The 24,103-nt window shown below is 44.4% G+C and carries 25 protein-coding genes and 3 tRNA genes; 26 read left to right on the top strand and 2 right to left on the bottom strand.

The window, feature by feature from the left end:
• Window positions 1-12: 12 nt before the first annotated feature.
• The 4 genes from rsmG to ATL39_RS16565 all read left to right on the top strand — a co-directional run bounded on the left by rsmG (window position 13) and on the right by ATL39_RS16565 (window position 3,320).
• Entirely contained in the window at window positions 13-732 is a 720-nt protein-coding gene (gene rsmG / locus ATL39_RS16550; RefSeq protein WP_120194491.1) for a 16S rRNA (guanine(527)-N(7))-methyltransferase RsmG, read from the top strand.
• Window positions 733-953: 221 nt separating this feature from the next.
• Entirely contained in the window at window positions 954-1,715 is a 762-nt protein-coding gene (locus ATL39_RS16555) for a ParA family protein (protein ID WP_120194492.1), read from the top strand.
• Window positions 1,708-2,559: a ParB/RepB/Spo0J family partition protein gene (locus ATL39_RS16560; protein ID WP_120194493.1), complete on the top strand. Its 852-nt coding sequence runs from the start codon at window positions 1,708-1,710 to the stop codon at window positions 2,557-2,559. The genes ATL39_RS16555 and ATL39_RS16560 overlap by 8 nt, the downstream gene beginning before the upstream one ends.
• 56 nt (window positions 2,560-2,615) lie before the next feature.
• Complete coding sequence (locus ATL39_RS16565; protein WP_120194494.1) at window positions 2,616-3,320, top strand: DUF554 domain-containing protein; 705 nt, start codon at window positions 2,616-2,618, stop codon at window positions 3,318-3,320.
• Between the two features lie 32 nt (window positions 3,321-3,352).
• Here the strand turns inward: ATL39_RS16565 and yyaC are convergent, their stop codons facing one another.
• A complete protein-coding gene (gene yyaC / locus ATL39_RS16570) occupies window positions 3,353-4,000 on the bottom strand; it encodes a spore protease YyaC (RefSeq protein WP_120194495.1) in 648 nt (215 codons plus the stop codon).
• 162 nt (window positions 4,001-4,162) lie between these two features.
• On the opposite strand from yyaC, the gene ATL39_RS16575 reads away from it, so the two are divergent.
• From ATL39_RS16575 to ATL39_RS16680, 22 genes are all read left to right on the top strand, one after another.
• Window positions 4,163-4,369, top strand: coding sequence for a DUF951 domain-containing protein (locus tag ATL39_RS16575; protein ID WP_120194550.1), 207 nt, complete (start codon window positions 4,163-4,165; stop codon window positions 4,367-4,369).
• 94 nt (window positions 4,370-4,463) lie between these two features.
• Entirely contained in the window at window positions 4,464-5,564 is a 1,101-nt protein-coding gene (ychF, locus tag ATL39_RS16580) for a redox-regulated ATPase YchF (RefSeq protein WP_120194496.1), read from the top strand.
• A gap of 136 nt (window positions 5,565-5,700) precedes the next feature.
• Window positions 5,701-5,988 carry a 30S ribosomal protein S6 gene (gene rpsF, locus ATL39_RS16585; protein WP_120194497.1) on the top strand — a complete coding sequence of 96 codons (288 nt, stop codon included), beginning with the start codon at window positions 5,701-5,703 and terminating at the stop codon, window positions 5,986-5,988.
• A gap of 24 nt (window positions 5,989-6,012) precedes the next feature.
• The gene (ssb, locus tag ATL39_RS16590) at window positions 6,013-6,501 is read left to right on the top strand and encodes a single-stranded DNA-binding protein (RefSeq protein WP_120194498.1); all 489 of its coding nucleotides are present in this window, start codon (window positions 6,013-6,015) and stop codon (window positions 6,499-6,501) included.
• A gap of 59 nt (window positions 6,502-6,560) precedes the next feature.
• On the top strand, window positions 6,561-6,788 hold the full coding sequence (gene rpsR, locus ATL39_RS16595; RefSeq protein ID WP_211327008.1) for a 30S ribosomal protein S18: 228 nt from the start codon (window positions 6,561-6,563) through the stop codon (window positions 6,786-6,788).
• A gap of 252 nt (window positions 6,789-7,040) precedes the next feature.
• On the top strand, window positions 7,041-7,979 hold the full coding sequence (locus tag ATL39_RS16600) for a YybS family protein (RefSeq protein WP_147419366.1): 939 nt from the start codon (window positions 7,041-7,043) through the stop codon (window positions 7,977-7,979).
• Window positions 7,980-7,990: 11 nt separating this feature from the next.
• Entirely contained in the window at window positions 7,991-9,961 is a 1,971-nt protein-coding gene (locus ATL39_RS16605; RefSeq protein ID WP_120194501.1) for a DHH family phosphoesterase, read from the top strand.
• The gene (rplI, locus tag ATL39_RS16610; protein WP_120194502.1) at window positions 9,958-10,401 is read left to right on the top strand and encodes a 50S ribosomal protein L9; all 444 of its coding nucleotides are present in this window, start codon (window positions 9,958-9,960) and stop codon (window positions 10,399-10,401) included. Before ATL39_RS16605 ends, rplI begins: the two co-directional genes overlap by 4 nt.
• 82 nt (window positions 10,402-10,483) lie before the next feature.
• On the top strand, window positions 10,484-11,848 hold the full coding sequence (gene dnaB, locus ATL39_RS16615; protein ID WP_120194503.1) for a replicative DNA helicase: 1,365 nt from the start codon (window positions 10,484-10,486) through the stop codon (window positions 11,846-11,848).
• Window positions 11,849-12,017: 169 nt separating this feature from the next.
• Window positions 12,018-13,307, top strand: a complete 1,290-nt coding sequence (locus ATL39_RS16620; RefSeq protein ID WP_120194504.1) for an adenylosuccinate synthase — start codon at window positions 12,018-12,020, stop codon at window positions 13,305-13,307.
• A gap of 172 nt (window positions 13,308-13,479) precedes the next feature.
• Window positions 13,480-13,555: transfer RNA gene (locus tag ATL39_RS16625), tRNA-Lys, on the top strand.
• A 24-nt stretch (window positions 13,556-13,579) separates the two neighbouring features.
• Window positions 13,580-13,654 (top strand) — tRNA-Glu (locus ATL39_RS16630).
• Window positions 13,655-13,699: 45 nt separating this feature from the next.
• Window positions 13,700-13,775, top strand: a tRNA-Phe gene (locus ATL39_RS16635).
• 279 nt (window positions 13,776-14,054) lie between these two features.
• Entirely contained in the window at window positions 14,055-14,762 is a 708-nt protein-coding gene (gene yycF, locus ATL39_RS16640) for a response regulator YycF (protein WP_120194505.1), read from the top strand.
• Between the two features lie 2 nt (window positions 14,763-14,764).
• The gene (gene walK / locus ATL39_RS16645) at window positions 14,765-16,588 is read left to right on the top strand and encodes a cell wall metabolism sensor histidine kinase WalK (protein ID WP_120194506.1); all 1,824 of its coding nucleotides are present in this window, start codon (window positions 14,765-14,767) and stop codon (window positions 16,586-16,588) included.
• Window positions 16,585-17,922 (top strand): YycH family regulatory protein, encoded by a 1,338-nt coding sequence (locus ATL39_RS16650; protein WP_170146973.1) that lies wholly within the window; start codon window positions 16,585-16,587, stop codon window positions 17,920-17,922. The genes walK and ATL39_RS16650 overlap by 4 nt, the downstream gene beginning before the upstream one ends.
• Before the next feature lies 1 nt (window position 17,923).
• On the top strand, window positions 17,924-18,859 hold the full coding sequence (locus ATL39_RS16655; RefSeq protein ID WP_120194508.1) for a two-component system regulatory protein YycI: 936 nt from the start codon (window positions 17,924-17,926) through the stop codon (window positions 18,857-18,859).
• 8 nt (window positions 18,860-18,867) lie between these two features.
• Window positions 18,868-19,662 (top strand): MBL fold metallo-hydrolase, encoded by a 795-nt coding sequence (locus tag ATL39_RS16660; RefSeq protein WP_120194509.1) that lies wholly within the window; start codon window positions 18,868-18,870, stop codon window positions 19,660-19,662.
• Between the two features lie 107 nt (window positions 19,663-19,769).
• On the top strand, window positions 19,770-20,993 hold the full coding sequence (locus ATL39_RS16665; protein ID WP_120194510.1) for a S1C family serine protease: 1,224 nt from the start codon (window positions 19,770-19,772) through the stop codon (window positions 20,991-20,993).
• Window positions 20,994-21,204: 211 nt separating this feature from the next.
• Complete coding sequence (locus ATL39_RS16670; RefSeq protein ID WP_245961019.1) at window positions 21,205-21,360, top strand: CxxH/CxxC protein; 156 nt, start codon at window positions 21,205-21,207, stop codon at window positions 21,358-21,360.
• Window positions 21,361-21,422: 62 nt separating this feature from the next.
• Window positions 21,423-21,902 carry a 23S rRNA (pseudouridine(1915)-N(3))-methyltransferase RlmH gene (gene rlmH, locus ATL39_RS16675; RefSeq protein ID WP_120194512.1) on the top strand — a complete coding sequence of 160 codons (480 nt, stop codon included), beginning with the start codon at window positions 21,423-21,425 and terminating at the stop codon, window positions 21,900-21,902.
• Between the two features lie 108 nt (window positions 21,903-22,010).
• Window positions 22,011-23,660 carry an alpha-keto acid decarboxylase family protein gene (locus ATL39_RS16680; RefSeq protein WP_120194513.1) on the top strand — a complete coding sequence of 550 codons (1,650 nt, stop codon included), beginning with the start codon at window positions 22,011-22,013 and terminating at the stop codon, window positions 23,658-23,660.
• Window positions 23,661-23,718: 58 nt separating this feature from the next.
• On the opposite strand, the gene ATL39_RS16685 is transcribed toward ATL39_RS16680, so the two are convergent.
• A complete protein-coding gene (locus ATL39_RS16685) occupies window positions 23,719-24,027 on the bottom strand; it encodes a hypothetical protein (protein ID WP_120194514.1) in 309 nt (102 codons plus the stop codon).
• Window positions 24,028-24,103 lie beyond the last annotated feature (76 nt).

Consider the following 24,103-nt stretch of genomic DNA (forward strand, 5'->3'; position numbering starts at 1 on the left):
AGGAGGAGAACGATGAGCAAAGAGAAATTTCCCGAGTGGGCGGCGGCAGAAGGTATTGTTCTGTCCGCACATCAGCTCAAGCAGTTTGAAAGCTATTACACACTGCTTATTGAATGGAATAAAAAAATGAATTTAACCGGTATTACAGATGAAGATGAAGTTTACGAAAAGCACTTTTTTGACTCCATTTCTGCGGTGAAAGCATTTCCCACCACAGACCGTCCGCTGAAGATAATTGATATTGGAGCGGGGGCTGGCTTTCCGAGTATCCCGCTTAAAATATGTTTTCCTCATATTGAAATGACAATTGCAGACTCGCTGAAAAAGCGGATAACGTTTCTGCAGGAGGTAGCAGGAGTGCTCGGCTTAAACGATATAAGCTTTGTACATGAGCGGGCGGAACAGCTTGCCCGGAAACCGGAACACCGGGAAAGCTATGACATTGTAGTGGCAAGAGCCGTTGCGCGGATGCCGGTTTTATCCGAACTGTGTCTGCCTTTTGCTAAGATCGGCGGTACCTTTATTGCTATGAAAGGGTCTACCGGTTTAGAAGAAAAAGAAGAAGCCGAAAAGGCCTGCAGTCTGCTCGGAGGGGTGTGGAAAGAGGAATATTCATTTACGCTGCCGGTAGAAAAAAGCCAGCGCTGCATTCTTCAGGTAATAAAAGAGAAAAAAACGCCAAAGACCTATCCCCGTAAGGCCGGAACGCCATCTAAAGAACCGATTATGTAAAGAAGAGCCGGCAGCCTGAAACATTTATCAGGCTGCTTTTTTACGTTTTTTCTGAAAAAGACGAACAAAAAGAGAACTGTTGCGAATTTTTTTTAAAAACATGATAGAATAAAAAAAGAAAGAAAATCCGCTTAAATACGGTTTTAATTAATACTACTCGGATAATTCATCCAGCTTTACATATAATAAACGAAGCAGCAGGAGAGAAAGTAGGTGTAACGATGGCCAAAGTAGTAGCCATTGCCAATCAAAAAGGCGGCGTTGGCAAAACGACAACAGCAGTAAATATCAGCGCGTGTATCGCGTATCTCGGAAAAAAAGTTCTTCTTGTTGATATGGATCCGCAGGGTAACGCTACAAGCGGTGCAGGCATCGAAAAGGGAGAAGTGGATAAATGCATTTACAACCTTCTTGTAGATGATGTAGAAATTAAAGACATTATCCGTCCCGGCAGCGTTGATAACCTGAGCGTGGTGCCTGCCACTATCCAGCTTTCCGGCGCCGAGATCGAACTTGTATCTACTATTTCCAGGGAAGTTCGTTTAAAGAACGCACTTCGGGATGTTATTAAAGACTATGACTATATTATTATCGACTGTCCGCCTTCCCTCGGGCTGCTAACAATAAATGCACTTACCGCCTCTGATTCCGTTCTCATTCCCGTTCAGTGCGAGTATTATGCGTTGGAAGGCCTGAGCCAGCTGCTTAATACCGTCAGGCTGGTACAGAAGCATTTAAATCATGAACTCGCGATTGAAGGTGTTCTTTTAACGATGCTTGATGCGCGTACAAATCTTGGACTTCAGGTAATTGAGGAAGTTAAAAAATACTTCCGGGAAAAAGTGTATAAAACAATTATTCCAAGAAACGTCCGGCTGAGCGAGGCGCCAAGCCATGGCCTTCCTATTATCAGTTATGACGCCAGGTCAAAAGGGGCCGAAGTTTACTTAGATTTAGCAAAGGAAGTGGTGGCGAGTGGCTAAAGGACTAGGTAGAGGACTAAATGCTTTTTTTCCTGAAGAGAAAACGGCTAAAACAGAATCAGTACAGGATATCGAAGTAAATCAGCTCCGTCCGAACCCGTATCAGCCCCGGCAGGTTTTCGACAAAGAAGCTCTTCAGGAGCTGAGCCAGTCGATTTCAGAACAGGGGATCGTTCAGCCTCTTATTGTTAGAAAAAGTATTAAAGGCTACGATATTGTTGCGGGAGAGAGGCGTCTTAGAGCTTCTAAAATAGCAGGGCTGCAGACTGTGCCGGCCATCGTGAAACAGCTGACAGATGAACAAATGATGGAAATTGCCCTGATTGAAAATCTGCAGCGGGAAAATCTAAATGCGCTGGAAGAAGCAAAAGCGTATGAAAAACTGATGGATCATCTTTCCTTTACACAGGATGAACTGGCGAAGCGGGTTGGTAAAAGCCGTCCGCATATTACTAATTACTTAAGGCTGCTGCAGCTTCCTAAAAACGTTCAGCAGATGGTAGAGAAAAAAGAATTAACGATGGGCCATGCCAGAGCTCTTCTCAGTATAAAAGATAATAAAACCATTGATCAGCTGGCTGGAGATATAGTGAAAAATCAGTGGAACGTACGGAAAACGGAAGAAATAATAAAGGCTATGCATGAAAAAAAGGAGGATGTTTCACGTGAAACATCAAAGCCTTCACCTTCTATTTTTATCCGTTCAACGGAAAACAGCCTTAAATCTTACTTTGGTACAAAAGTGGCAATCAAGCAGGGGAAGAAAAAAGGAAAAATTGAAATTGATTTTTTCTCGGAGGAAGATTTAAAACGAATTATCGAGCTTTTGGATAAAAATGAATAACCCCCGATCCGGGGGTTTTATTTTGTTAAGATAAAGAAGAATTAGAAGGTGAGAGTATGGTGTTATTAGGTACACTGGTAAACGGGGCCGCGATTATTATTGGATCTTTGCTGGGTCTTGTGTTTCATAACATTCCGGAAAGATACAAAACCACTATTATGCAGGCGCTGGCTTTGGCAGTTATGCTTTTAGGCATACAAATGGGGCTGCAAAGTGAACAGTTTTTAATTGTAATAGGAAGCCTTGTGATCGGCGGTTGGATTGGAGAGCGCATTCAGCTGGAAGACGTATTAAACAGAGTAGGAAAGTGGATTGAAAAGCGCAGCGGTGCAAGAGGAAACGAAGGGGCAGTGGCCAAAGCGTTTGTTACAGCCACTCTAGTATACGTGGTAGGAGCAATGGCTGTTCTTGGAGCGCTTGACAGCGGTTTAAGACTTGACCATAACGTTCTTTATACGAAGTCGATGCTTGATGGTTTTACCGCTGTTTTGTTCACGGCGACGCTTGGTTTTGGAGTTGCGTTTTCCTTTATCCCGGTGGTATTGTATCAAGGCAGTATCGCGCTTCTGGCGGGTCAGATTGATCAGTTTGTGCCGGTGGAACTAAGGGAGATGTTTATTACAGAAATGACGGGAACGGGGGGAATCATGATTATGGGGATTGGCCTGAAGCTGGCGGGCATTCTCGATATTCGGGTGGCTAATCTGCTGCCGGCTATACCGGTAGTTGCGGTTATTGTAACGGGGATGTACCTGTTATAGCTTATGTAAGCCGAACTTATCGGCTTCGAATATTATGCTTCGTGTTTAACGGTTTTTTCTGTAATTGAAAAAGAACGGTCCTGATAGGCTTTTTCAATTAATTTTTTCCCCTGAAGACGTCTGTCCGCCAATACAAAGCTCTCAGAAAGGCTTTCCGCCATCTGCATGACGACATGAAGACGGGTGTTCTGAAGAACGAAAAATTCCATCATGCCTCCAACATTTACGATTCCTGTAATATGAACACTGCCGACGGGTGGCAGATTCTTTTTCATCGCAGCTCCAGGATAAACCGGTCCATCTTCAAAATGAAGGGATCCTACGTTTTTTACCCGGCCAAGACACGCGTCTACGGCGATAATATACGGAGCGGTATGACGAATCTGAATATCAGCTAATACATCTTCTAAATTAACAGCATGCACAGGAGAAGCAAGTGTACCGTATACCTGAAAATTATCAAGCTTGTGTTTTGTAAGCAGGGTGCCGGTAAGCGGTCCTAACGAATCACCCGTGGAGCGGTCGGTACCAATGCATACAATAACAATTTCTGAAGTTTCAGGGACAGTTGATAATACATCTGTTAAAGTATTAGAAAGAATTGCTGGTGTCTGCTCGGACGCGGTGTCCAAATATAAAGAAGCAGGGGGGTGGCCCGGGCGGCTTTGTTTCCTAAACATGCTGCTCTACCTCCTTGATGAAGCATTTGGTCATAAATGACATATATATCTCTATATACCCGCTTTTTTATGCTTTAATTTAAAAAAGCAGAGCGGATGAAAAAATAAACCTTTATACCCTTTTAAATGGTAAATGAAGGAAATTTAGAATGGGGGCAGAACATGACACATGAGTCGTACCATCTGCATGACGTTGTTCAAATGAAAAAAGCTCATCCCTGCGGAGAAAACAGCTGGGAAATTATCAGGCTTGGAGCAGACATCCGAATTAAATGTCAGGGGTGCGGGCATAGTGTTATGCTTCCAAGAAGAGAGTTCCAGAAAAAATTGAAAAAAGTAACCGGAAATACAAAAGAAGAATCGAAATAACGGTTCTTCCTTGTATTTCCCGAAACGCCTTTCTATACTATAGAAAGAAAATGGCTGTAAGCAGCTTAATGATTATAATGAAGGACGTGAAAAGATGGCTTTAACAACTGGTATTGTAGGTCTTCCTAACGTAGGAAAGTCTACTCTTTTTAATGCAATCACCCAGGCTGGAGCAGAAGCAGCCAACTATCCATTCTGCACGATTGACCCGAATGTCGGCATTGTAGAGGTTCCGGATGAGCGGCTGCAGAAATTAACAGCGCTCGTAAAACCGAAAAAAACCATTCCGACTGCGTTCGAGTTTACAGATATTGCAGGTATTGTAGAAGGTGCAAGTAAAGGCGAAGGGCTTGGTAATAAATTTTTGACACACATCCGCCAGGTGGATGCTATTTCTCATGTAGTGCGTTGTTTTGATGATGGTGATGTGACACATGTTTCCGGAAGCGTCGATCCAATTCGTGATATTGAGGTTATTAACCTTGAGCTGATTTTAGCTGATATGGAATCGATCGAAAAGCGGGAAGCCAAAGTCGCAAAGCTGGCTAAGTCAAGAGATAAAGATGCGGTCGCTGAGCATGCGGTGCTTAAAAAGCTGCTTGCCATTTTTGAAGAAGAAAAGCCGGCACGTGCTCTTGATTTAACAGACGAAGAACGGAAAATGGTAAATGGATTTCAGCTGCTTACCATGAAGCCTATTTTATATGTGGCCAACGTGAGTGAAGAAGATCTGGTCAGCGGCGAAGATAACGAGATGGTAAAGAAAGTAAAGGAATTTGCTGCTGGAGAGAATTCAGAAGTAATTACGGTCTGTGCCAAAATCGAAGCAGAGATTGCCGAATTGGATCCGGAGGAAAAGCAGGAATTTCTGCAGGATCTGGGTATTGAGGAGTCCGGTCTGGATCAGCTGATCCGCGCAGCCTATGTGCTTCTCGGCCTGCAGACATACTTTACAGCCGGCGAGCAGGAAGTACGCGCCTGGACGATTACCGGAGGAACAAAAGCACCGCAGGCGGCCGGCGTGATTCATACCGACTTTGAACGGGGCTTTATCCGTGCCGAAACCGTCAGCTATGAAGATCTGACGACTACAGGTTCCATGAATGCTGCCAAAGAAGCGGGCAAGGTTCGTTTGGAAGGCAAAGAGTATATTGTAAAAGACGGCGATGTTATCCATTTCCGTTTCAATGTTTAGAAAATCACCTTCACGTATTGCTATAGAGTAGTTTCTATGCTAAAATTATACATTGTGAGTAAAATCGTTTTATTAAATTTTGCTCCTTGCTCTTTTCAAAGTAAAAGAGCCTTAGACCAAAAGGAGGTGACGCAATATGCGTAGGTACGAAGTACTTTACATTATTGCTCCAAACGTAGATGAGGATGGCGTGAAGCAGACAGTTGAACGCTATAACGAAATTCTGACGAAAAACGGAGCAGAGATCGAAAAAGTAGATCAAATGGGAAAACGCCGTCTAGCTTATGAAATCAATGATTTCACTGATGGACATTATGTCGTGATTTACACGAAGGCTAATTCCGAAGCTACTAGTGAATTCGATCGTCTTGTTAAAATAGATGATAACGTGATCCGCCATCTTATCGTTAGAAATGAAGGCTAAGATCTAAAATGGGGAGGGGCACTTATGATAAATCGTGTAGTTCTAGTTGGACGATTAACTCGTGATCCTGAATTGCGATACACCCCTAATGGTGTAGCCGTAGCAAATTTCGGCATTGCAGTAAACCGCCCGTTTACGAATCAGCAGGGAGAACGCGAAGCGGACTTTCTTAATTGCGTAACGTGGAGAAAGCAGGCCGAAAATGTAGCAAACTTCCTGAAAAAAGGAAGTCTTGCCGGTGTTGACGGACGTCTGCAGAGCCGAAGCTATGACAACCAGGACGGCAAACGCGTCTATGTTGTGGAAGTACAGGCCGAAAGCGTTCAATTTCTTGAACCTAAAAATGCAGGCGGCGGTTCTCAAAGCCAGGGAAACTATGGCGGAGGCAGCAGCGGCGGCCAGCAGGGCTACGGGCAGCAGAATCAAAATAAAGGCTCATCTAATTTAAATGATGATCCATTTTCAAATGATGGCCAGCCTATCGATATTTCAGATGATGATTTACCATTTTAATCCCCTTCTCCTGAAATAATAATGCGACACACGTAAAAAAACAAAGGAGGATGAAAAACATGGGTAAACGTAGAGGTAAGCGCCGGAAAGTGTGTTACTTCACGGTGAACAAGATCGAAAAGATCGATTATAAGGATGTAAATCTTCTTAATAAGTTCATCAGTGAGCGTGGAAAGATTCTTCCACGTCGTGTAACAGGAACTTCCGCAAGATATCAGCGTATGCTGACTAGAGCGATCAAACGCTCCCGTCACGTAGCATTGATTCCGTATGTAAGAGAACAATAAAGTACCAGAATAATAAGAGCTTTTCTCCGGGGAACTTTCAGCTGGGGAAAAGCTCTTTTATACTTTTTGAAGACTTTCTTTATGCCTGAACTGCCGCAGAGAAAAGAGGAGACACCGGCTGATATTTTCAGCTTATTCCGGCCGGCTTGCGCATTTAATATTACATAAGCTACAATGAAGCAATGCCATTCTTACCGGCAGCTTTTTGGGAGCGTGTGACCAGTTTTTATACCAACAGATGGGGTGAACGTATTGCAGCGGACGAGAAGTTTGACGGAGGGCGCGATACTGAGCGGATTATTTATTATACTAATGCTGCTTACCATATTTGTCCCTCCTCTTGTTTATATTTTATTATGGTTTATGCCACTGCCTTTTCTGATTTACACTGCACGCTATGGTCTTCGAAGCGCGCTGGTTATGTTTGTGGTTTTATTTCTGCTTTCTTTATTCATCGGCGGTCTGGCCGGAGTTCCTTTCGTCTTTATGTTTGGACTGGGCGGTATTACAGTCGGTGAAATGATACGCAGAAAAAATGAACCTTTGTTTGTTTTAACGGGGGGATCGCTCGCATACATAACAAGCCTTATGGTAATCTATGCGGTAACGATTCTTGTCTTTAACATTAACCCGGTGGAAACGCTCCAAAATGCAATGAGGGATTCCTTTAACCAGGCGGAGTCCATGCTCAATTCCATCGGCCAGGACGGTACGGAGAGCATAGAGACAATGAATGACGCCATTGTACAGATTGGCTATATGATTCCAGTCATTATGGTAGGATCTGGTGCCGGATTCGCTGTTATTACCCAGGCGGTCGCCCACTATTTTTTAAAGCGGCTGTCGATCCCGTATCAGCCCTTTCCGCCTTTTCGGGAATGGAATTTTCCAAAGTCGCTGCTTTGGTACTATCTGGCAGCGATTGTACTCACACTGATTGGAGCGGAGGAAGGAACAACGCTTTATCTGCTTATATGGAATGTTTACTGGTTCCTTGGAAGCATTATGATTATTCAAGGGTGTACAGTAGTCTTTTACTACTGTTACAAGAAATCTCTGCCAAAAGCACTTCCCATTATATTCGTTATTTCCTTAGTAATTTTACCAATTATTCCACTCTTCGCGCGAATCTTGGGTATAATTGATTTAGGCTTTCGTTTGAAAGAACGACTGGAAACTGACAAGAAGTAGGGGTTGACATTATGCCTAAGTTCTTATTAAGACGCTGGCACGGTTTACACGTTGTTGCTCTATTTATCCTTGCCTCTTTCTTTATTGGAGCACTGATGATTTACCGCTGGGAATTAGGTCTGGCCGGATTTATTCTTTTAGGGGTAATGGTTTTTTATGTCGTTCAGGCTAGAGCGTCCTTTGAACGCGATCTTGAACGCTATATCGCCACTCTTTCCCACCGTGTGGACAAAGCCGGTGAAGAGGCTGTAACAGAGCTTCCGGTTGGTATTTTGTTATATGGAAAAGAATATGAAATTGCCTGGGTGAATCCTTTTGTTCTGCAGCTTCTTCCCGGTCATTTTTTAGGAAAAGGACTGGACGAAATTTCTTCAGATCTTATCCCGGCTATTAAAAAAGGGGAAGAATCAGTAAAGATCAGCTTAAACGACAATTACTATACCGTGTATATCCGTCATGAAGACAAACTTTTGTACTTTTTTGATATGACGGAAACAGTAGAAACCAACAGATTATATGAAGAAGAACAATCAGTAGTAGGTTTGATATACCTCGATAACTATGATGAAGTGACCCAGGGTATGGATGACCAGCTGCGGAGCAGATTGAAAAGCCATGTTACCTCAGCGCTTAATCGCTGGGCTACGGAGTACGATATTCTGCTGCGGAGTATTGCTTCGGACCGCTTTATAGCATTTATGGACCAAAAGGCACTAAAAGAAGTAGAAAAGACGAAATTCGTGCTTCTTGATGAAGTGCGGGAAGTAACGGGAAAAGAAAAAGTGCCGATTACGCTAAGCATCGGCATCGGTACGAAGGAATCTTCTTTAAGAGAACTCGGCACGCTCGCCCAGTCCAGTCTGGATCTGGCATTAGGACGTGGCGGTGACCAGGTGACGATTAAAGAAAAGAACGGAAAAGTCCGCTTTTACGGGGGCAAATCCAATGCGATGGAAAAGCGGACCCGTGTCCGTGCGCGCGTGATTTCCCATGCGCTGCGTGATTTCGTGCTGGAAAGTGACCAGGTCGTTGTAATGGGGCATAAGAACCCTGATATGGATGCAATTGGAGCAGCGATAGGTGTTTTGAAAATTGCAGAAGTAAACAATACCGACGCCTATGTTGTTGTGGATCCAAACGAAATCAATCCGGATGTGCAGAAGCTGATGGAAGAAATAGAAGCTCACGAATATCTATGGTCCCACTTTATTACTCCGGAAGAAGCGATGGACGAATTGACCCGCCATACGCTGCTGGTAGTAGTGGACACGCACAAGCCTTCCCTGGTTATTGAACCGAAGCTTGTGGATGCGGTAGACCGAATTGTTATACTCGACCACCACCGCCGCGGGGAGGAAATTATAAAAGATCCTGTGCTTGTGTATATGGAACCATATGCTTCTTCCACCGCGGAGCTGGTAACAGAGCTTCTGGAGTATCAGCCGCAGAAGCTGAAAATGGATGTTCTGGAAACGACCGCGCTTTTAGCGGGAATGATTGTGGACACGAAAAGCTTTGCTATCCGTACCGGTTCCCGGACGTTTGATGCAGCTTCCTTTTTAAAGTCGCACGGAGCAGATACCACGCTTGTTCAAAAGCTGTTAAAAGAAGATATCGAACAGTATGTTAAACGCTCGCATTTAATTGAAAAAGCGACTATTTATAAGAAAGGCCTGGCAATTGCAAGAGCATCTGAAGGAGAAACGTATGATCAGATTCTTATCGCACAGGCCGCAGACACGCTGCTGACAATGAACGATGTGAAAGCCTCGTTTGTTATTTCCAAGCGGGCAGATGATAAAATCAGCATCAGCGCCCGTTCGCTGGGTGAAGTTAATGTCCAGCTTATTATGGAAACGCTGAACGGAGGCGGCCACTTAACGAATGCGGCAGCCCAGTTAAAAGAAACAACGCTTGAAGAAGCGGAAAAACAACTGAAGTCAGCTATTGATGAATATTTGCAGGGAGGTTCTTCTGAATGAAAGTAATATTAAATGAAGACGTTAAGGGAAAAGGCAAAAAAGGTGAAGTAGCCAATGTATCAGAAGGCTATGCGCGCAACTATCTTTTTCCAAATAAGCTTGCGGTAGAAGCAAATACAGGAAACATGAAAAATCTGCAGGCAAAACAGCAGAGCGATGACAAGAAATCCGAACAGGAGCTTGAAGAAGCAAAAGCATTTAAAGAAAAGATCGAAAGCAAAAAAATTGATATTAAAGCAAAATCGGGAGAAGGCGGCAAGCTGTTCGGCGCCGTTTCCTCTAAACAGATTGTGCAGCGCCTGAAAGAAATGGACTTAAAGGTCGACAAGAAAAAAATCGAGCTTGATGAGCCAATCCGGACGCTTGGCGTGACTAAAGTTCCTGTCAAGGTTCATCCAAAAGTAACTGCAACAATGAATGTTCACGTAGTGGAAGAATAAAAGCCGGCCCTCTCTCTTACAGAGGGGGCTCTTTATTAGGCTTACATAACCGCATCATAGAAAGAAAGGCAGGACAAACAGGATGAGTGATATGTATACAGATCGAATGCCTCCCCAGAACATTGAGGCCGAACAGGCCGTCCTTGGAGCTGTCTTTTTAGAAAGCGAAGCATTGATTACGTCTTCCGAACGATTGGCTCCCGAAGATTTTTACAGAGCCTCCCACCAGCGGATTTATCAGGTGATGCTGGAACTCGGGGAAAAAGGAAGCCCGGTCGATCTCGTTACCGTCACCTCCTCTCTGCAGAATTACCAGTGGCTGGAGGAAGTAGGCGGGATCTCGTATTTAACCGATCTGGCCAATTCCGTACCTACGGCTGCAAATGTGGACTTCTACAGCAAAAGCGTTCAGGAGAAATCTCTGATGAGGAGGCTGATCCGTACGGCGACCGATATCGCGACGGATGGCTACAGCAGTGAATCTGAAGTAGAAGATATTTTAAATGAAGCGGAGCGCAGCATTCTTGAAGTTGCGAACCAACGGAGTTCCAAGGCGTTTGTTTCTATAAAAGACGTATTGATTGAGACGTATGACAATATTGAAACGCTGCAGAACAGGGAAAGCGATGTAACGGGAATTTCGAGCGGTTTTATGGAGCTCGACCGGATGACGGCTGGTTTCCAGAGAAATGACCTTATTATTGTAGCAGCGCGTCCTTCTATGGGTAAAACCGCTTTTGCGCTGAACATTGCCCAGAACGTTGCCACAAAGACAGAAGAAAATGTCGCGATTTTCAGCCTGGAGATGGGCGCGAGCCAGCTTGTACAGCGGATGCTTTGTGCGGAAGGCAATATCGATGCGTCGCGCATGCGGACAGGTGCCCTCCAGGAGGAAGACTGGGAAAAGCTGACGATGGCAATGGGAAGCCTTTCCAATGCGGGTATTTACATTGATGATTCACCCGGTATCCGGGTAAGCGATATTCGTGCTAAATGCCGGAGACTCCAGCAGGAAAGAGGTCTGGGGATGATTCTGATTGACTATATGCAGCTTATTCAGGGCTCCTCTGCCCGCGGAGGCGAAAGCCGCCAGCAGGAAGTATCTGAAATTTCCCGAAGCCTGAAAAGCCTGGCCCGGGAGCTGAATGTGCCGGTAATTGCATTGTCCCAGCTGTCCCGGGGTGTGGAATCCCGTCAGGACAAGCGTCCAATGATGTCCGACTTAAGAGAATCAGGAAGTATCGAGCAGGATGCTGACATTGTATCTTTTCTTTATAGAGAGGACTACTATGATCAGGAAGGCGAAAACCAGAACATTATTGAAATTATTATAGCGAAACAGAGAAATGGCCCGGTCGGCACAGTAGAGCTGGCTTTTATTAAAGAATATAATAAATTCGTTAATTTAGACCGCCGTCACGACGAAGGAAGCGCTCCGCCTATGTAGGAGCGTTTTTTTGTGACATTATTACGAACAAAAATAACAACCTATATTTAGAATGTTCGTGTTTATTGACTTTCAACCGGCTAGTTGATACACTATGTAAGGGTTTTTTGAACACGTTTTACATACCAAATTATAAATAGATCGTTTAAATATTCTGGAGGTGGGAGTCATGTCATCCATCGTTATCGTAGGTACACAATGGGGAGATGAAGGTAAGGGTAAGATTACCGATTATTTATCAGAAAACGCCGAAGTAGTAGCCCGTTATCAAGGGGGAAACAATGCCGGGCACACAATTGTGTTCGGGGGAGATACGTATAAGCTTCATTTGATCCCGTCCGGTATTTTCTACAGCGATAAAATCTGTGTAATTGGAAACGGAATGGTTATTGATCCAAAAGCTTTGGTGGAGGAACTGAAATATCTGCATGACCGCAATGTAGATACAAGCAATCTTCGCATCAGCAACCGTGCCCACGTTATTCTTCCTTACCATATCAAACTTGATATTGTAGAAGAAGAAAGCAAAGGCAGCAACCAGATTGGTACAACAAGAAAAGGTATCGGCCCGGCTTATATGGATAAAGCAGCGCGTACGGGTATCCGAATTGCTGATCTACTTGATAAAGAAGAATTCCGCGAAAAGCTGGACCGTAATTTAAAGGAAAAAAACCGTCTGCTGGAAAAAATTTATGAAACAGAAGGATTTGAACTTGAAGATGTACTTGAAGAGTATTATGAGTACGGTCAGCTTGTATCAAAATACGTAGATGATACGTCCGTTGTTTTAAATGACGCTATCGATCAGGGACGGCGTGTTCTGTTTGAAGGCGCGCAGGGCGTTATGCTTGATATCGATCAGGGTACGTATCCGTTTGTTACCTCTTCCAATCCTATTGCAGGAGGCGTTACGATCGGCTCCGGTGTAGGCCCTTCAAAAATTCACCACGTAGTAGGTGTGTCGAAGGCATATACAACAAGAGTCGGCGATGGTCCTTTTCCAACCGAACTGCTGGATGAAACCGGTGATAAGATCAGGCAGGTAGGTAATGAATATGGTACAACAACAGGACGTCCGCGTCGTGTCGGCTGGTTTGACAGCGTTGTAGTCAGGCATGCCCGCCGTGTGAGCGGAATTACCGATCTTTCCATTAACTCCATCGATGTATTAACCGGTATCGAAACGCTGCGCATCTGTACTGCTTACAGGTACCGTGGTGAAGTAATGGAACATTTCCCAGCCAGTCTAAAAGTACTTGCAGAATGCGAGCCTGTATTTGAAGAGCTGCCGGGCTGGACAGAGGATATAACAGGAGTAAAGTCATTAGATGATCTTCCTGCCAATGCCCGCCATTATTTAGAAAGAATTTCCCAGCTTACTAATATTCCATTAAGCATTTTTTCTGTAGGTCCGGACCGTGATCAAACAAACATGATCCGCGGTGTATGGGGCGTATAATATTAATAGCAGCTGCACATTCCCTTTTGAGGTGTGCAGCTTTTTAATGCTCAAAAAGGCCCGAAAACCAGGCGTCTCCCGGCTTAAATATTTTCTTGAAGAAATAGCTTGAAAATCAATTTACGGCGTGGTACTATTAATGATGTTGCTGAGAAAAGCAATAAACATATAAGAGCCATTAGCTCAGTTGGTAGAGCATCTGACTTTTAATCAGAGGGTCGGAGGTTCGAATCCTCCATGGCTCACCATTTCTTCTGTATATGAACTGCAGCGGCCCGTTGGTCAAGTGGTTAAGACACCGCCCTTTCACGGCGGTATCACGGGTTCGAATCCCGTACGGGTCACCATTTATATAAATAGAAGCACAGTACTTACAAATCAAAAATGATTACGGCTCGATAGCTCAGTCGGTAGAGCAGTGGACTGAAAATCCACGTGTCGGCGGTTCGATTCCGTCTCGAGCCACCATTTAGTAAAAGCCCAAAGCCATGGATAGGTTATCCAGGCTTTTTTTGTATATTAAAAACATCTTTCCCTTCCACTACAGGAGCTGAATCAGGATAGGGCCTGCAGACGTATGTACCCGCTGCCGCTCCTCTTTTAGGACGAAAGCGGGCAGGCGTAGTGACTTTGCACCTGTGTTACAATAGGAGTAACCCGACTGTGCTTTTTTACAGAAAATGCTCTAAAGATATGGGTTTGAAAAATGACAGATGAAGAAAATAAGAAACGGAAGTGAGCAAATATATGGATGAAAAGGTTCTTGTCGTAGATGATGAACAGCCCATTGCAGATATACTGGAATTTAACCTGAAAAAAGAAGGGTTCCAGGTAGAGTGTGCTTATGATGGGAATGAAGCTCTTGAAAAAGTACATGCATTTAATCCGGATATTGTGCTTCTTGATATTATGCTTCCTTTTAAGGATGGTATGGAAGTGTGCCGGGAAATCCGCAAAACCTACGATATGCCGATTATTATGCTGACGGCAAAAGATTCGGAAATCGACAAAGTGCTTGGTCTGGAGCTTGGAGCGGATGATTACGTAACAAAGCCTTTCAGTAACCGGGAAGTTATTGCGCGCGTGAAAGCAAATCTCCGGCGCCAGCAGGTCGCTCCGGAAGAAGGCTCAACGAAGCAGAAAGAAATTATTATTGGAGATCTGACGGTAGATCCGGATGCGTATCAAGTGTTAAAGCGCGGAGATCCTGTAGATCTTACGCACCGGGAGTTTGAACTGGTGCATTATCTGGCTCGTCATATCGGCCAGGTGATGACAAGAGAGCATCTGCTGCAAGCAGTGTGGGGTTATGATTACTTTGGTGACGTCAGAACTGTTGACGTAACGGTAAGGCGTCTTCGCGAAAAAGTGGAGGACAATCCGAGTTATCCATTGTGGATCGTAACCAGAAGAGGAGTCGGCTATTACCTTAAATATCCGGACCAGGAGAAGTAGCGATGAAGTTTTTCAACCTTTTTAAATCCATTCATTTGAAGCTGATTGCTATTTTTATGCTGCTCATTTTTATTGCGATGCAGGTGATCGGGGTGTATTTCACCCGGGAGCTTGAAGCTCAGCTGGAGAGCAATCATTACGATATGCTGGAAGAACGGGCTGATCTGCTTGAATACAATGTTCGTCAGGAAATGACCCGGGACCGGGATGAAGAAGAAGAGCCTCTGCAAGAAGACATAGAAAGCCTGCTCCAGGAATTTTTCTCCATTGAAGGCTCGCAGGTACAGGTCATCGGCCCCAATCAGGTAGTGCTGGGTACGTCCAACTGGAACAATGACTATATTGTAGGCCAGCAGAGCACAGAAGTACGTGTGAAGCGTGCTCTGCTCGGCACGCCTGACTCTACAGAAGTAAGAAATCCAGAGGGAGACCGGCTGCGCGTTATGGCTATACCTGTTGAAGCTGAAGGAGTCGTTCAAGGAGCCATATACATTGAAGCAAATATGAATGAAATTTATGACGAAATAGATGAAATTAACCAGATTCTTTTTACAGGAACGGTTATTGCGCTTATTATTACCGCTGTTCTGGGAATCCTGCTTTCCCAGACAATTACAAGACCTATTGTAGACATGAAAAAACAGGCCAGAGTGATGGGAGAAGGCGATTTTTCCCGGCAGGTTAAAGTATACGGCAACGATGAGATCGGACAGCTTGCCCATTCATTCAACAATTTGACCCTTCGTTTAAAGGAGTCACAGTCCACAACGGAAGGCGAGCGGAAGAAATTGAGCTCGGTGCTCGCCCACATGACCGATGGTGTTATTGCCACCGACGAACTTGGGCGTATTATTCTGATGAACAACCGCGCAGAGCAGCTGCTGAATCTCGATCAAAAAGATATTATCGGTACTTCCCTGCCGGAGATCCTTCATTTATCAGAAACGATTACGCCAAGCGACTTGTATGACTACTCTGATTCGATTCTGCTCGATTTCAGCGATGATGAAACCGACTTTCTACTGGAAGCCAACTTTTCTGTTATTCGAAATGAAGACGGTCCGGTAAATGGTTTAATTACGGTACTTCATGATGTAACGGAGCAGGAAAAAATTGAGAATGAACGACGTGAGTTTGTGGCAAATGTATCCCACGAGCTGCGGACTCCGCTGACAACCTTGAAAAGTTACATGGAGGCGCTCGAAGACGGCGCGATGCAGGATGAAAAGCTGGGACCCCGCTTTCTAAAAGTGACGCAGAACGAAACAGAGCGGATGATACGCCTTGTAAACGACCTGCTTCAGCTTTCCAAAATGGACAGCGATGACTTGAGGCTGAATGCAGAAACCGTAGATTTAGGGGAAGTTATGCACCAAATTGCAGACCGCTTTGAGATGGTAAATAAAGACAAGAATATTCATTTTGACCGGCAGTTTCCTTCATATCCTATATATGTGGATATGGACCGTGACAAAATGATTCAGGTGTTTGATAATATTATCTCCAACGCTGTGAAATACTCTCCGGATGGGGGTACGATAACGTTGCAAATGGTACCAAAATCCCGGGATGTGGATATTGAAATTATTGACGAGGGATTAGGCATTCCAAAAGAAAGCCAGAACAAAATTTTCGACCGTTTTTACCGGGTCGATAAAGCAAGAGCAAGAAATCTAGGCGGAACCGGCCTCGGCCTGGCTATTGCCAAGGAGCTGGTCCATTCCCACGGCGGTTATATCGACGTACAGAGCGTATGGAAGAAAGGCACCACCATTGCTGTTACTCTTCCTTATTCTGCCTACAAAAAAGCAGGTGGCGGCGAATGATAGAACGGATAAAATCATGGTCGCTGTCCCTGCTGGTAGTAGTAAGCGTTATTCTAACCTATCAGACATGGACGTTTCAGCCTGAATACGAAGCATTCGAAGACACTACGTATGTTGAAAATGAACCTGTAGGAGAGACCCGATCGTTGTCGGAGGCAGTCTGGCCTGAGCAGATTGTGCTGCATCAGGATGAAGATATGGCCGCTATTGAAAGCAACGATGAGGCCTTCACAGAGTTTTATGAAACCCTTCAGGACTCAAGAATTGAAAATCTTGTTAATCTGACCAGTTCCGGCGAAGCCGGAAACGAAGTTAACGAAATTATTGAAAACAACGGCGGAGAAATGGCTGAGGTTATTTTCCCGACGCCTATTGCAGGGGAGCTGATTGAGGAGCTCTTTCAAATAGAAGAAGATACACCGTATTCTTCTATTGAAACGCTTGATCGAATGTATCTGGTAGATGACGGCCCCGATGCCGACAGCCTGAAAATTCTTCTTGTCTCCTATCAGGATGGTGGAAGCGTGTTTGAAGCCCAGACCAATTTCAGTCTTTCTGATTTCCGCAGCCAGTATCTAAACAACCTGAATGCTTTTCCTTCTGTGTTCGCGCTGGAGACGCCTGAGCAGTCCGGTATTGAACGAAGTATCTATCTGCCGGAAGATACATCTACGTATTCAACAGTGTCCTACACGACATCAGAGATTGCGACAGATAACTTTCTGCGCCTGCTGTTTAATGAGCCGAATTACGTAGAACAGTATCAGGAAGATAACGGCCAGCTTTCTTATACAGATGGAAGCAGAATGGTTAATATTGCATCAGACGGCGATTCATTTAATTATGTGAATCCAATTTATGGAGAAAGTGTAGAGAGTAATCAGGGCAACGTAATTACCTCTTCATTTGATTTCGTCAATTCTCAGGGCGGATGGACTGATCAATACAGGCTCTATGATATTAACAGCGCAGCCAATCAGGAAGAAGCCACCTATCGGATGATCGTCCAGGGAGTGCCTGTTTATGATACAGGGGAACCGCAGACCTCGATTACAGCCGTGAAAACCGGCGGACAGATTGCAAATTATTCGAGGCCGCTGTTTGAGCTTGACGCCAACCCTATTGATATTGAAGAAAACGTTACGCTCGAATCAGGCCGGGATATTGTAGATCAGATGCAGGGACAGTTTGATATGGAAGAGGTAGAGAATGTCCGTATCGGCTATAGTGTTAACAAGGATAATGAAGTAGTTAACTTTGATCCCTCCTGGTTTATCAAGTACGGCGGGGACTGGTATCCTTTTGATGCTGCAGTAGAGGAGGAGGAAGAATAAGATGGATTGGAGCCGAACCAAAACCATTTTTATTGTAACGTTCCTGCTGCTCAACTCTTTTCTAATTTACCAGCTGATGGAAAAAAGAGCAGGCAGCCAGCTGAATGTACGGGCAGAAGCCACTATTGAAGAGCGAATGAGTGAAATGAATATAACAGTAACAGAAGAGCTTCCTGAAGATATGGAGGAAATCAGCCATATTGTCGGTCAGGTCGTTGACATCGAAGAGGAAGTCAGCGGCATTGTAGGAGAAGAAAACGTAACCGAAAACGAAGAAAACGACTTAGTTGAAGTTTCTCTCGAAGAGCCGTATGATACACCGGAAGGTCCTTATGACAGCGAAGCAGCACGTGAAGCATTTAATGAAAGCGTCACGGATTTCGTGGAAAATAATGTCTATGAAGGGGAAGAATACGTTTATGGAGAGTGGGACAACGAAAATCGGGAAATGCATTTTTACCAGACGTTTGAAGATGACCCGATTTATACCAGTGAAGAAAATCAGCTGGTGCTGACGTTCAACGAAGATACACAAATCACCGGATACTCCCAGATTTTTCTGAATCTGCAGGAACAGGATGATAAAAAAGATATGTTTCTTCCCTATCTTGCAATTGAAAGACTGCTGAATGAAAATTTGATCACCTTTAATGACAGTGTTACGGAAGTAGAAATAGGCTATTTTAATTTCTTTTCACCGATTGGAGAGAGCCGTGTTTTCTCCCCTATGTACCAGATTACGATTAACGGCGACGAAGAATATCTGGTTAACGCGATTGACGGAGCCATACAGGAAATGACAGAAGTAGACAGTGCCAACACCGACGAAGAAGTGAATGAGTCAGAGGAAGCGGACAGCCCGGAAGAAGAGACGGAAGAAACAGAAGAGCAGGCGCCAAATCCTCAGGAAACCGCTGAAGAACAGCAATCGGAGTGAATGGTAAGATGGGATTAGCATTTAGTGTATTAGCGAGCGGATCGTCAGGAAATGCGATGTATATAGAAACCCCGAAAGTAAAGCTGCTGATTGATGCAGGTCTGAGCGGCAAAAAACTGGAGCAGCTGTTGACGAAAGCGGCATGTGATCCGTCCGAACTGGACGGCATCATTGTTACTCATGAACACAGTGATCACATCAAAGGACTGGGCGTGATGGCAAGGCGCTATAAGCTGCCTGTTTACGCTAATGAGAAAACCTGGGCTGCTATGGAGCCTTTAGTAGGGACGATTGCAGCAGACCAGAAATTTCATTTCTCCCAGAGCTCGACCAAAACGTTTTCCGATTTGGATATTCAATCCTTCCCTGTGTCCCACGATGCAGCAGACCCGATGTTTTTTGCTTTTCATCATGAGGGCAGAAAGCTGGTGTTAGCTACTGATATGGGCTACGTGAGTGATACGGTTAAAGGAGTTATTCAGAATGCGGACATGATGGTATTCGAGTCGAATCACGACATGAATATGCTCCGTATGGGGCGCTATCCATGGAGCGTTAAGCGGAGAATCCTCGGAGATTCCGGTCACGTATCCAACGAAGACGCAGCCTACGCCTTATGTGATGTTATTGGAGAACGTACGAAACGCATTTATCTGGCGCATTTGAGTAAAGATAACAACATGAAAGAATTAGCCAGAATGACAGCCGAACAGATTTTAAAAGAAAAGGGACACGGTGTCGGAGAGAGTGTGCATCTCTTCGATACAGATCCCGTAAACCCAACCTCTATCGTTACTTTATAAATATCCCCAGGTCTTTTTCATAGACGCAGGGGGTATTTTTTTCATAAAATAGACGTAAGTCTAATGAACGTGAAAATGGTTCCTGCTGAAGGAGGATGGGTATATAGATGGGATATTATAATGAAGAGGACAACAGCTACAGCAGGCGTAGAAACCGTCGGCGCGGCGGCGGCAGTTCTGCTTTTATTGGAGCGGTTTTCGGAGCGGGAGTAATGTTATTTGCCGGTCCATTTATTTATCAATCAGACTTTTATCCGGACTTTGGCACGGGAAACGGGGAAGAAGGCACCGAAACAGAGTCGCTGTTCTCCGGAGATCAGCAGAATGTAAATGTTTCCGTAAATTCCGACATAACGGAAGCGGTGAATCGGGTATCGGATTCGGTGGTCGGCGTATTTAACGTCCAGGACGGTCCGTCCGGCTTTTTTCAGGAAGGAGAGGGCGCGGATCAAGGCGTCGGCTCCGGAGTGATTTATAAAATAGAAGGAAACACGGCTTACGTCGTAACCAATCACCATGTGATAGACGGGGCATCGAGCGTAGAAATCAGCCTGGCCGATGAATCAAGAGTATCAGCAGAAGTGGTGGGATCGGACGTATTAACTGACCTGGCCGTACTGGAAATGGACGCATCGGATGTTGAAACAGCTGCTGAGCTCGGTAATTCCGATAACCTGCAGGTAGGTGAACCAGCACTTGCGATCGGAAATCCGCTTGGTGCCGATTTGTCCGGCTCCGTGACGCAGGGAATTATCAGCGCAACAGAGCGCAGTATTCCTGTGGATCTGTCAGGAGATGGCCAGCCGGACTGGGAAGCGGAAGTACTTCAGACAGATGCCGCAATCAATCCCGGCAACAGTGGAGGCGCCTTAGTTAATATTGGGGGCCAGGTCATCGGTATTAATTCAATGAAGATAGCAGAAGGGGCTGTAGAAGGAATTGGATTTGCCATTCCGACTGCTATCGCGATTCCGGTTATTGAGGATTTAGAAACGAATGGCGAAGTTGTTCGACCGCAGATTGGAATTGGCATTCGTTCTCTTGCTGAATATCCTGCAGCCGAAATACAGGACACATTGAATCTTCCTGAAGACATAGAGGCCGGCATCGTAGTGACCCAAATAGCGGGCGGTTCCCCGGCAGAGGAAGCAGAGCTTGCAGAAAATGATGTAATTACAGAAGTAGATGGAAAAGCTGTAACCAATACCCACGACCTGAGACGGTACTTGTATACGGAATCGGGCATTGGAGAAACCGTGACGCTTACGTATTATAGAGATGGGGCACGGGAAACGGCAGAAGTAACGCTGGCAGAAGAACAGCCTTTTTAAGATAAAAAGAAATAATAGACTCTCTGATGTTATAATAGTCAGGGAGTTTTTTTATTGGAAAACGACTCACATGTGGATAACTTTTTTATTCACTACAAAATTTAAATGAATAAGGTATTATTTTTATAATTGTTTTAATAAAATGGTGTGGATAAATGATTATATTAAAAAATAAAATTATGAAAATAACGATAAAAAAGAAGGTGAAATAATGATATTCTGCTGCGAAACCCATACAGATAGAGCGCTTGACGATGCCGTTGAAGAAACAGGCACCTTTCCTTTATTTAGTGTAGTTATTGGAGAAGAGTTATCCACAGTATGCAATTATTGTGGAGAAACAGCTGTGTATAAAATCGAGGAATAGCAAAACAGAGCCTGTGTATATGTGGATAGGATTGTGGATAATGTATTTAGGAAGGAAAAATAATGAATATTACTATTATTGCAGTAGGAAAATTAAAAGAGAAATATTTAAAAGAAGCCATTGCAGAATACGAAAAACGAATGAAAGCATTTGCAAAACTGCAGATTATTGAAGTGAATGATGAGAAAACCCCAGAGGCAGCCAGTGAAAAAGAAAAAACGCAAATTATCGGAAAAGAAGAAAGTAAAATAATGGATAAAATTACAAAAGATACTTATGTGATTTTGCTGGACGTAAAAGGACGCATGCTTTCCTCTGAAAAGCTGGCCTCAACTATTCAGGATCTTGGTACGTACGGAAAAAGCCATCTAACGTTCGTTATCGGCGGTTCCCTTGGAACAGGAGAAGCTTTGAAAAAAAGAGCTGATTTATCATGGTCGTTTTCTGACTTAACATTTCCCCATCAATTGATGCGGGTTATGCTTTTGGAGCAGGTTTACCGAGCTTTTCAGATCAATCAGGGCAGTCCGTACCATAAATAAATGTATAAAAATATCCCGATGTGCCGGGCCGCCATTTTCGTTTTCTATGTCTGAAATCAATCAATCTTGGGAACAGAGATAGTACTAAATGATTACAGGAGGCAGTTTATGGCAGAGTGGAAAACGATAAGCAGCTATTTATATGATTGTTTGCTGAAAGAAGGAATAACAGAAATATTCGGTGTGCCGGGCGACTATAATTTTGCCCTTCTTGATGAACTGGAGAAGTATACAGCCATTCAATTTATTGATAACCGCAACGAGCTTAATGCCGGGTATGCTGCTGACGGATATGCCCAGATCAAAGGAATGTCTGCTTTAATTACTACGTTTGGAGTGGGAGATTTAAGTGCGGCTAATGCAATGGCAGGCGCGTACAGTGAACAGGTGCCGCTCATTGAAATTGTCGGTTCTCCCGCTTCCTCCATGCAGGAAAACGGAACAAAGGCCCACCATACTTTAATGAACGGAGACTACGATGTCTTTTTGCGTATGCACCGGGAAATTACAGAACGTGCGATCAAAATCACCGCAGACAATGCAGTCAGGGAGATACCCGCGGCGATTGCGGCTGCTTTAGAGCACAGAAAACCGGTTTATATAGATATCCCTCAGGACGTGGCGTTGATGAAAATAAACACAGACAGCCCGGGAGACGAGAGCGGTACGCAGAAAAATGAAGCCAAATTGGCTGCACAAGGGGCTGAGGAAGTCAAAAAAGCTCTTCAGCAGGCGGACTCCGCTGTACTGCTGGTAGATATTTATACGATCCGCCATCATTTAAAAGAAAAAGTTCTGCAGTTAGCCGAGTATTTAAATATTCCAACTGCGCAGATGATGCAGGGAAAAAGTGGCTTTAACGAACAGCACCCTCTGTATATCGGTATGTATGGCGGAGCTTTTGGAAATCAGGAAGTCCGGGAATATGTAGAAAATGCTGATATAATTATTACCGCAGGCCTGTTGGAGTCTGATTTTAATACGGCGAAGTTTACAGCAGAGCTTCACCGAAAAAAAAGAATCGATCTGCAGCCGATGGAGCTGTTTGTTCAAGGAGAATCTGCCGGGAAAATGAAGATGGAAGTGCTTATCGATGCTCTTCTGTCAGAAAAATGTCCTGTTTTCGAGGATAAATCCTATTTTCCCTCTTTTTATGATGAGCTTCCGGAAAAGCTGGAACCGCTTCGTGCCGAAACATATTATCCGATCATTCAATCGGTTCTCCGGCCGAAAGATATTCTTGTAGTAGAAACAGGTACTCTTTCCTACGGGCTGGCTCACGTTCGGCTTCCTGAGAATTCGGTCTATATCTCCCAGGGCTCCTGGCAGAGTATCGGATATGCACTGCCGGCAGCCTTTGGAGCCCAGATGGCAGCGCCGGAAAGACGCGTGCTCTTATTTATTGGAGATGGTTCCTTTCAGCTGACTGCCCAGGGACTCAGTTCCATGGCCGAGCAGAATATTAAACCGGTTGTGTTCTTTCTCAATAATAAAGGGTATACGGTCGAGCGTTATTTGAATACGGACAATCCTCAGGCAGAGTATAATGACATTCCGGAATGGGACTATATCAAACTAGTTAAAAGCTTTTATACAAAAGCCCGCACAACTCGGGTGACAACAACAGAAGAACTAAAGCAGGCAGCAGCTCAATTAGACGAGACGGACTCGCTTCATTTTATTGAAATAGTGGTTAACGATAAAATGGATGCTCCCCTTCATCTGAAGCGTTTAAGAGAAGCGTCCCTCCAAGAATAATATAATACAAAGAGCCTTACGGGTGGTATAGTACCACGCCGGAGGCTCTTTTTTGTGTTTATACAAAAGTCTGGCTGCCAATTTTCTGAAGGTATTCAAAAAATAATGGATCTTCGGACAGTACCTCATAATCGTAAAGTAAAAAAAGAAAGGTGGTGTTGTCTAAAAACAACAGCAGCTCTTTTCGAATGGCAGCATCCAGCAGAGAGAAGGCGGCTGCCTGTTTCATTTTCAGAGTAACGGAGTGAAGGATATCTACTGCTCCAGATGGTTTCCATAAAAAATGCCAGCTTTTCTCCAAAGCGGCGCTTTGGGTTTCGGATAAAGAAAATACAGTAAATGATTCGTCCAGCAGTGTCAGTGTCATAATGATCCGTCCTTGTAAATTACTTGGAAAATATCATTTCCATATTATTACATTATATCACAATTGTATTGTGCAG

The organism is Sinobaca qinghaiensis (assembly GCF_003610495.1).
GTDB lineage: Bacteria > Bacillota > Bacilli > Bacillales > Marinococcaceae > Sinobaca > Sinobaca qinghaiensis.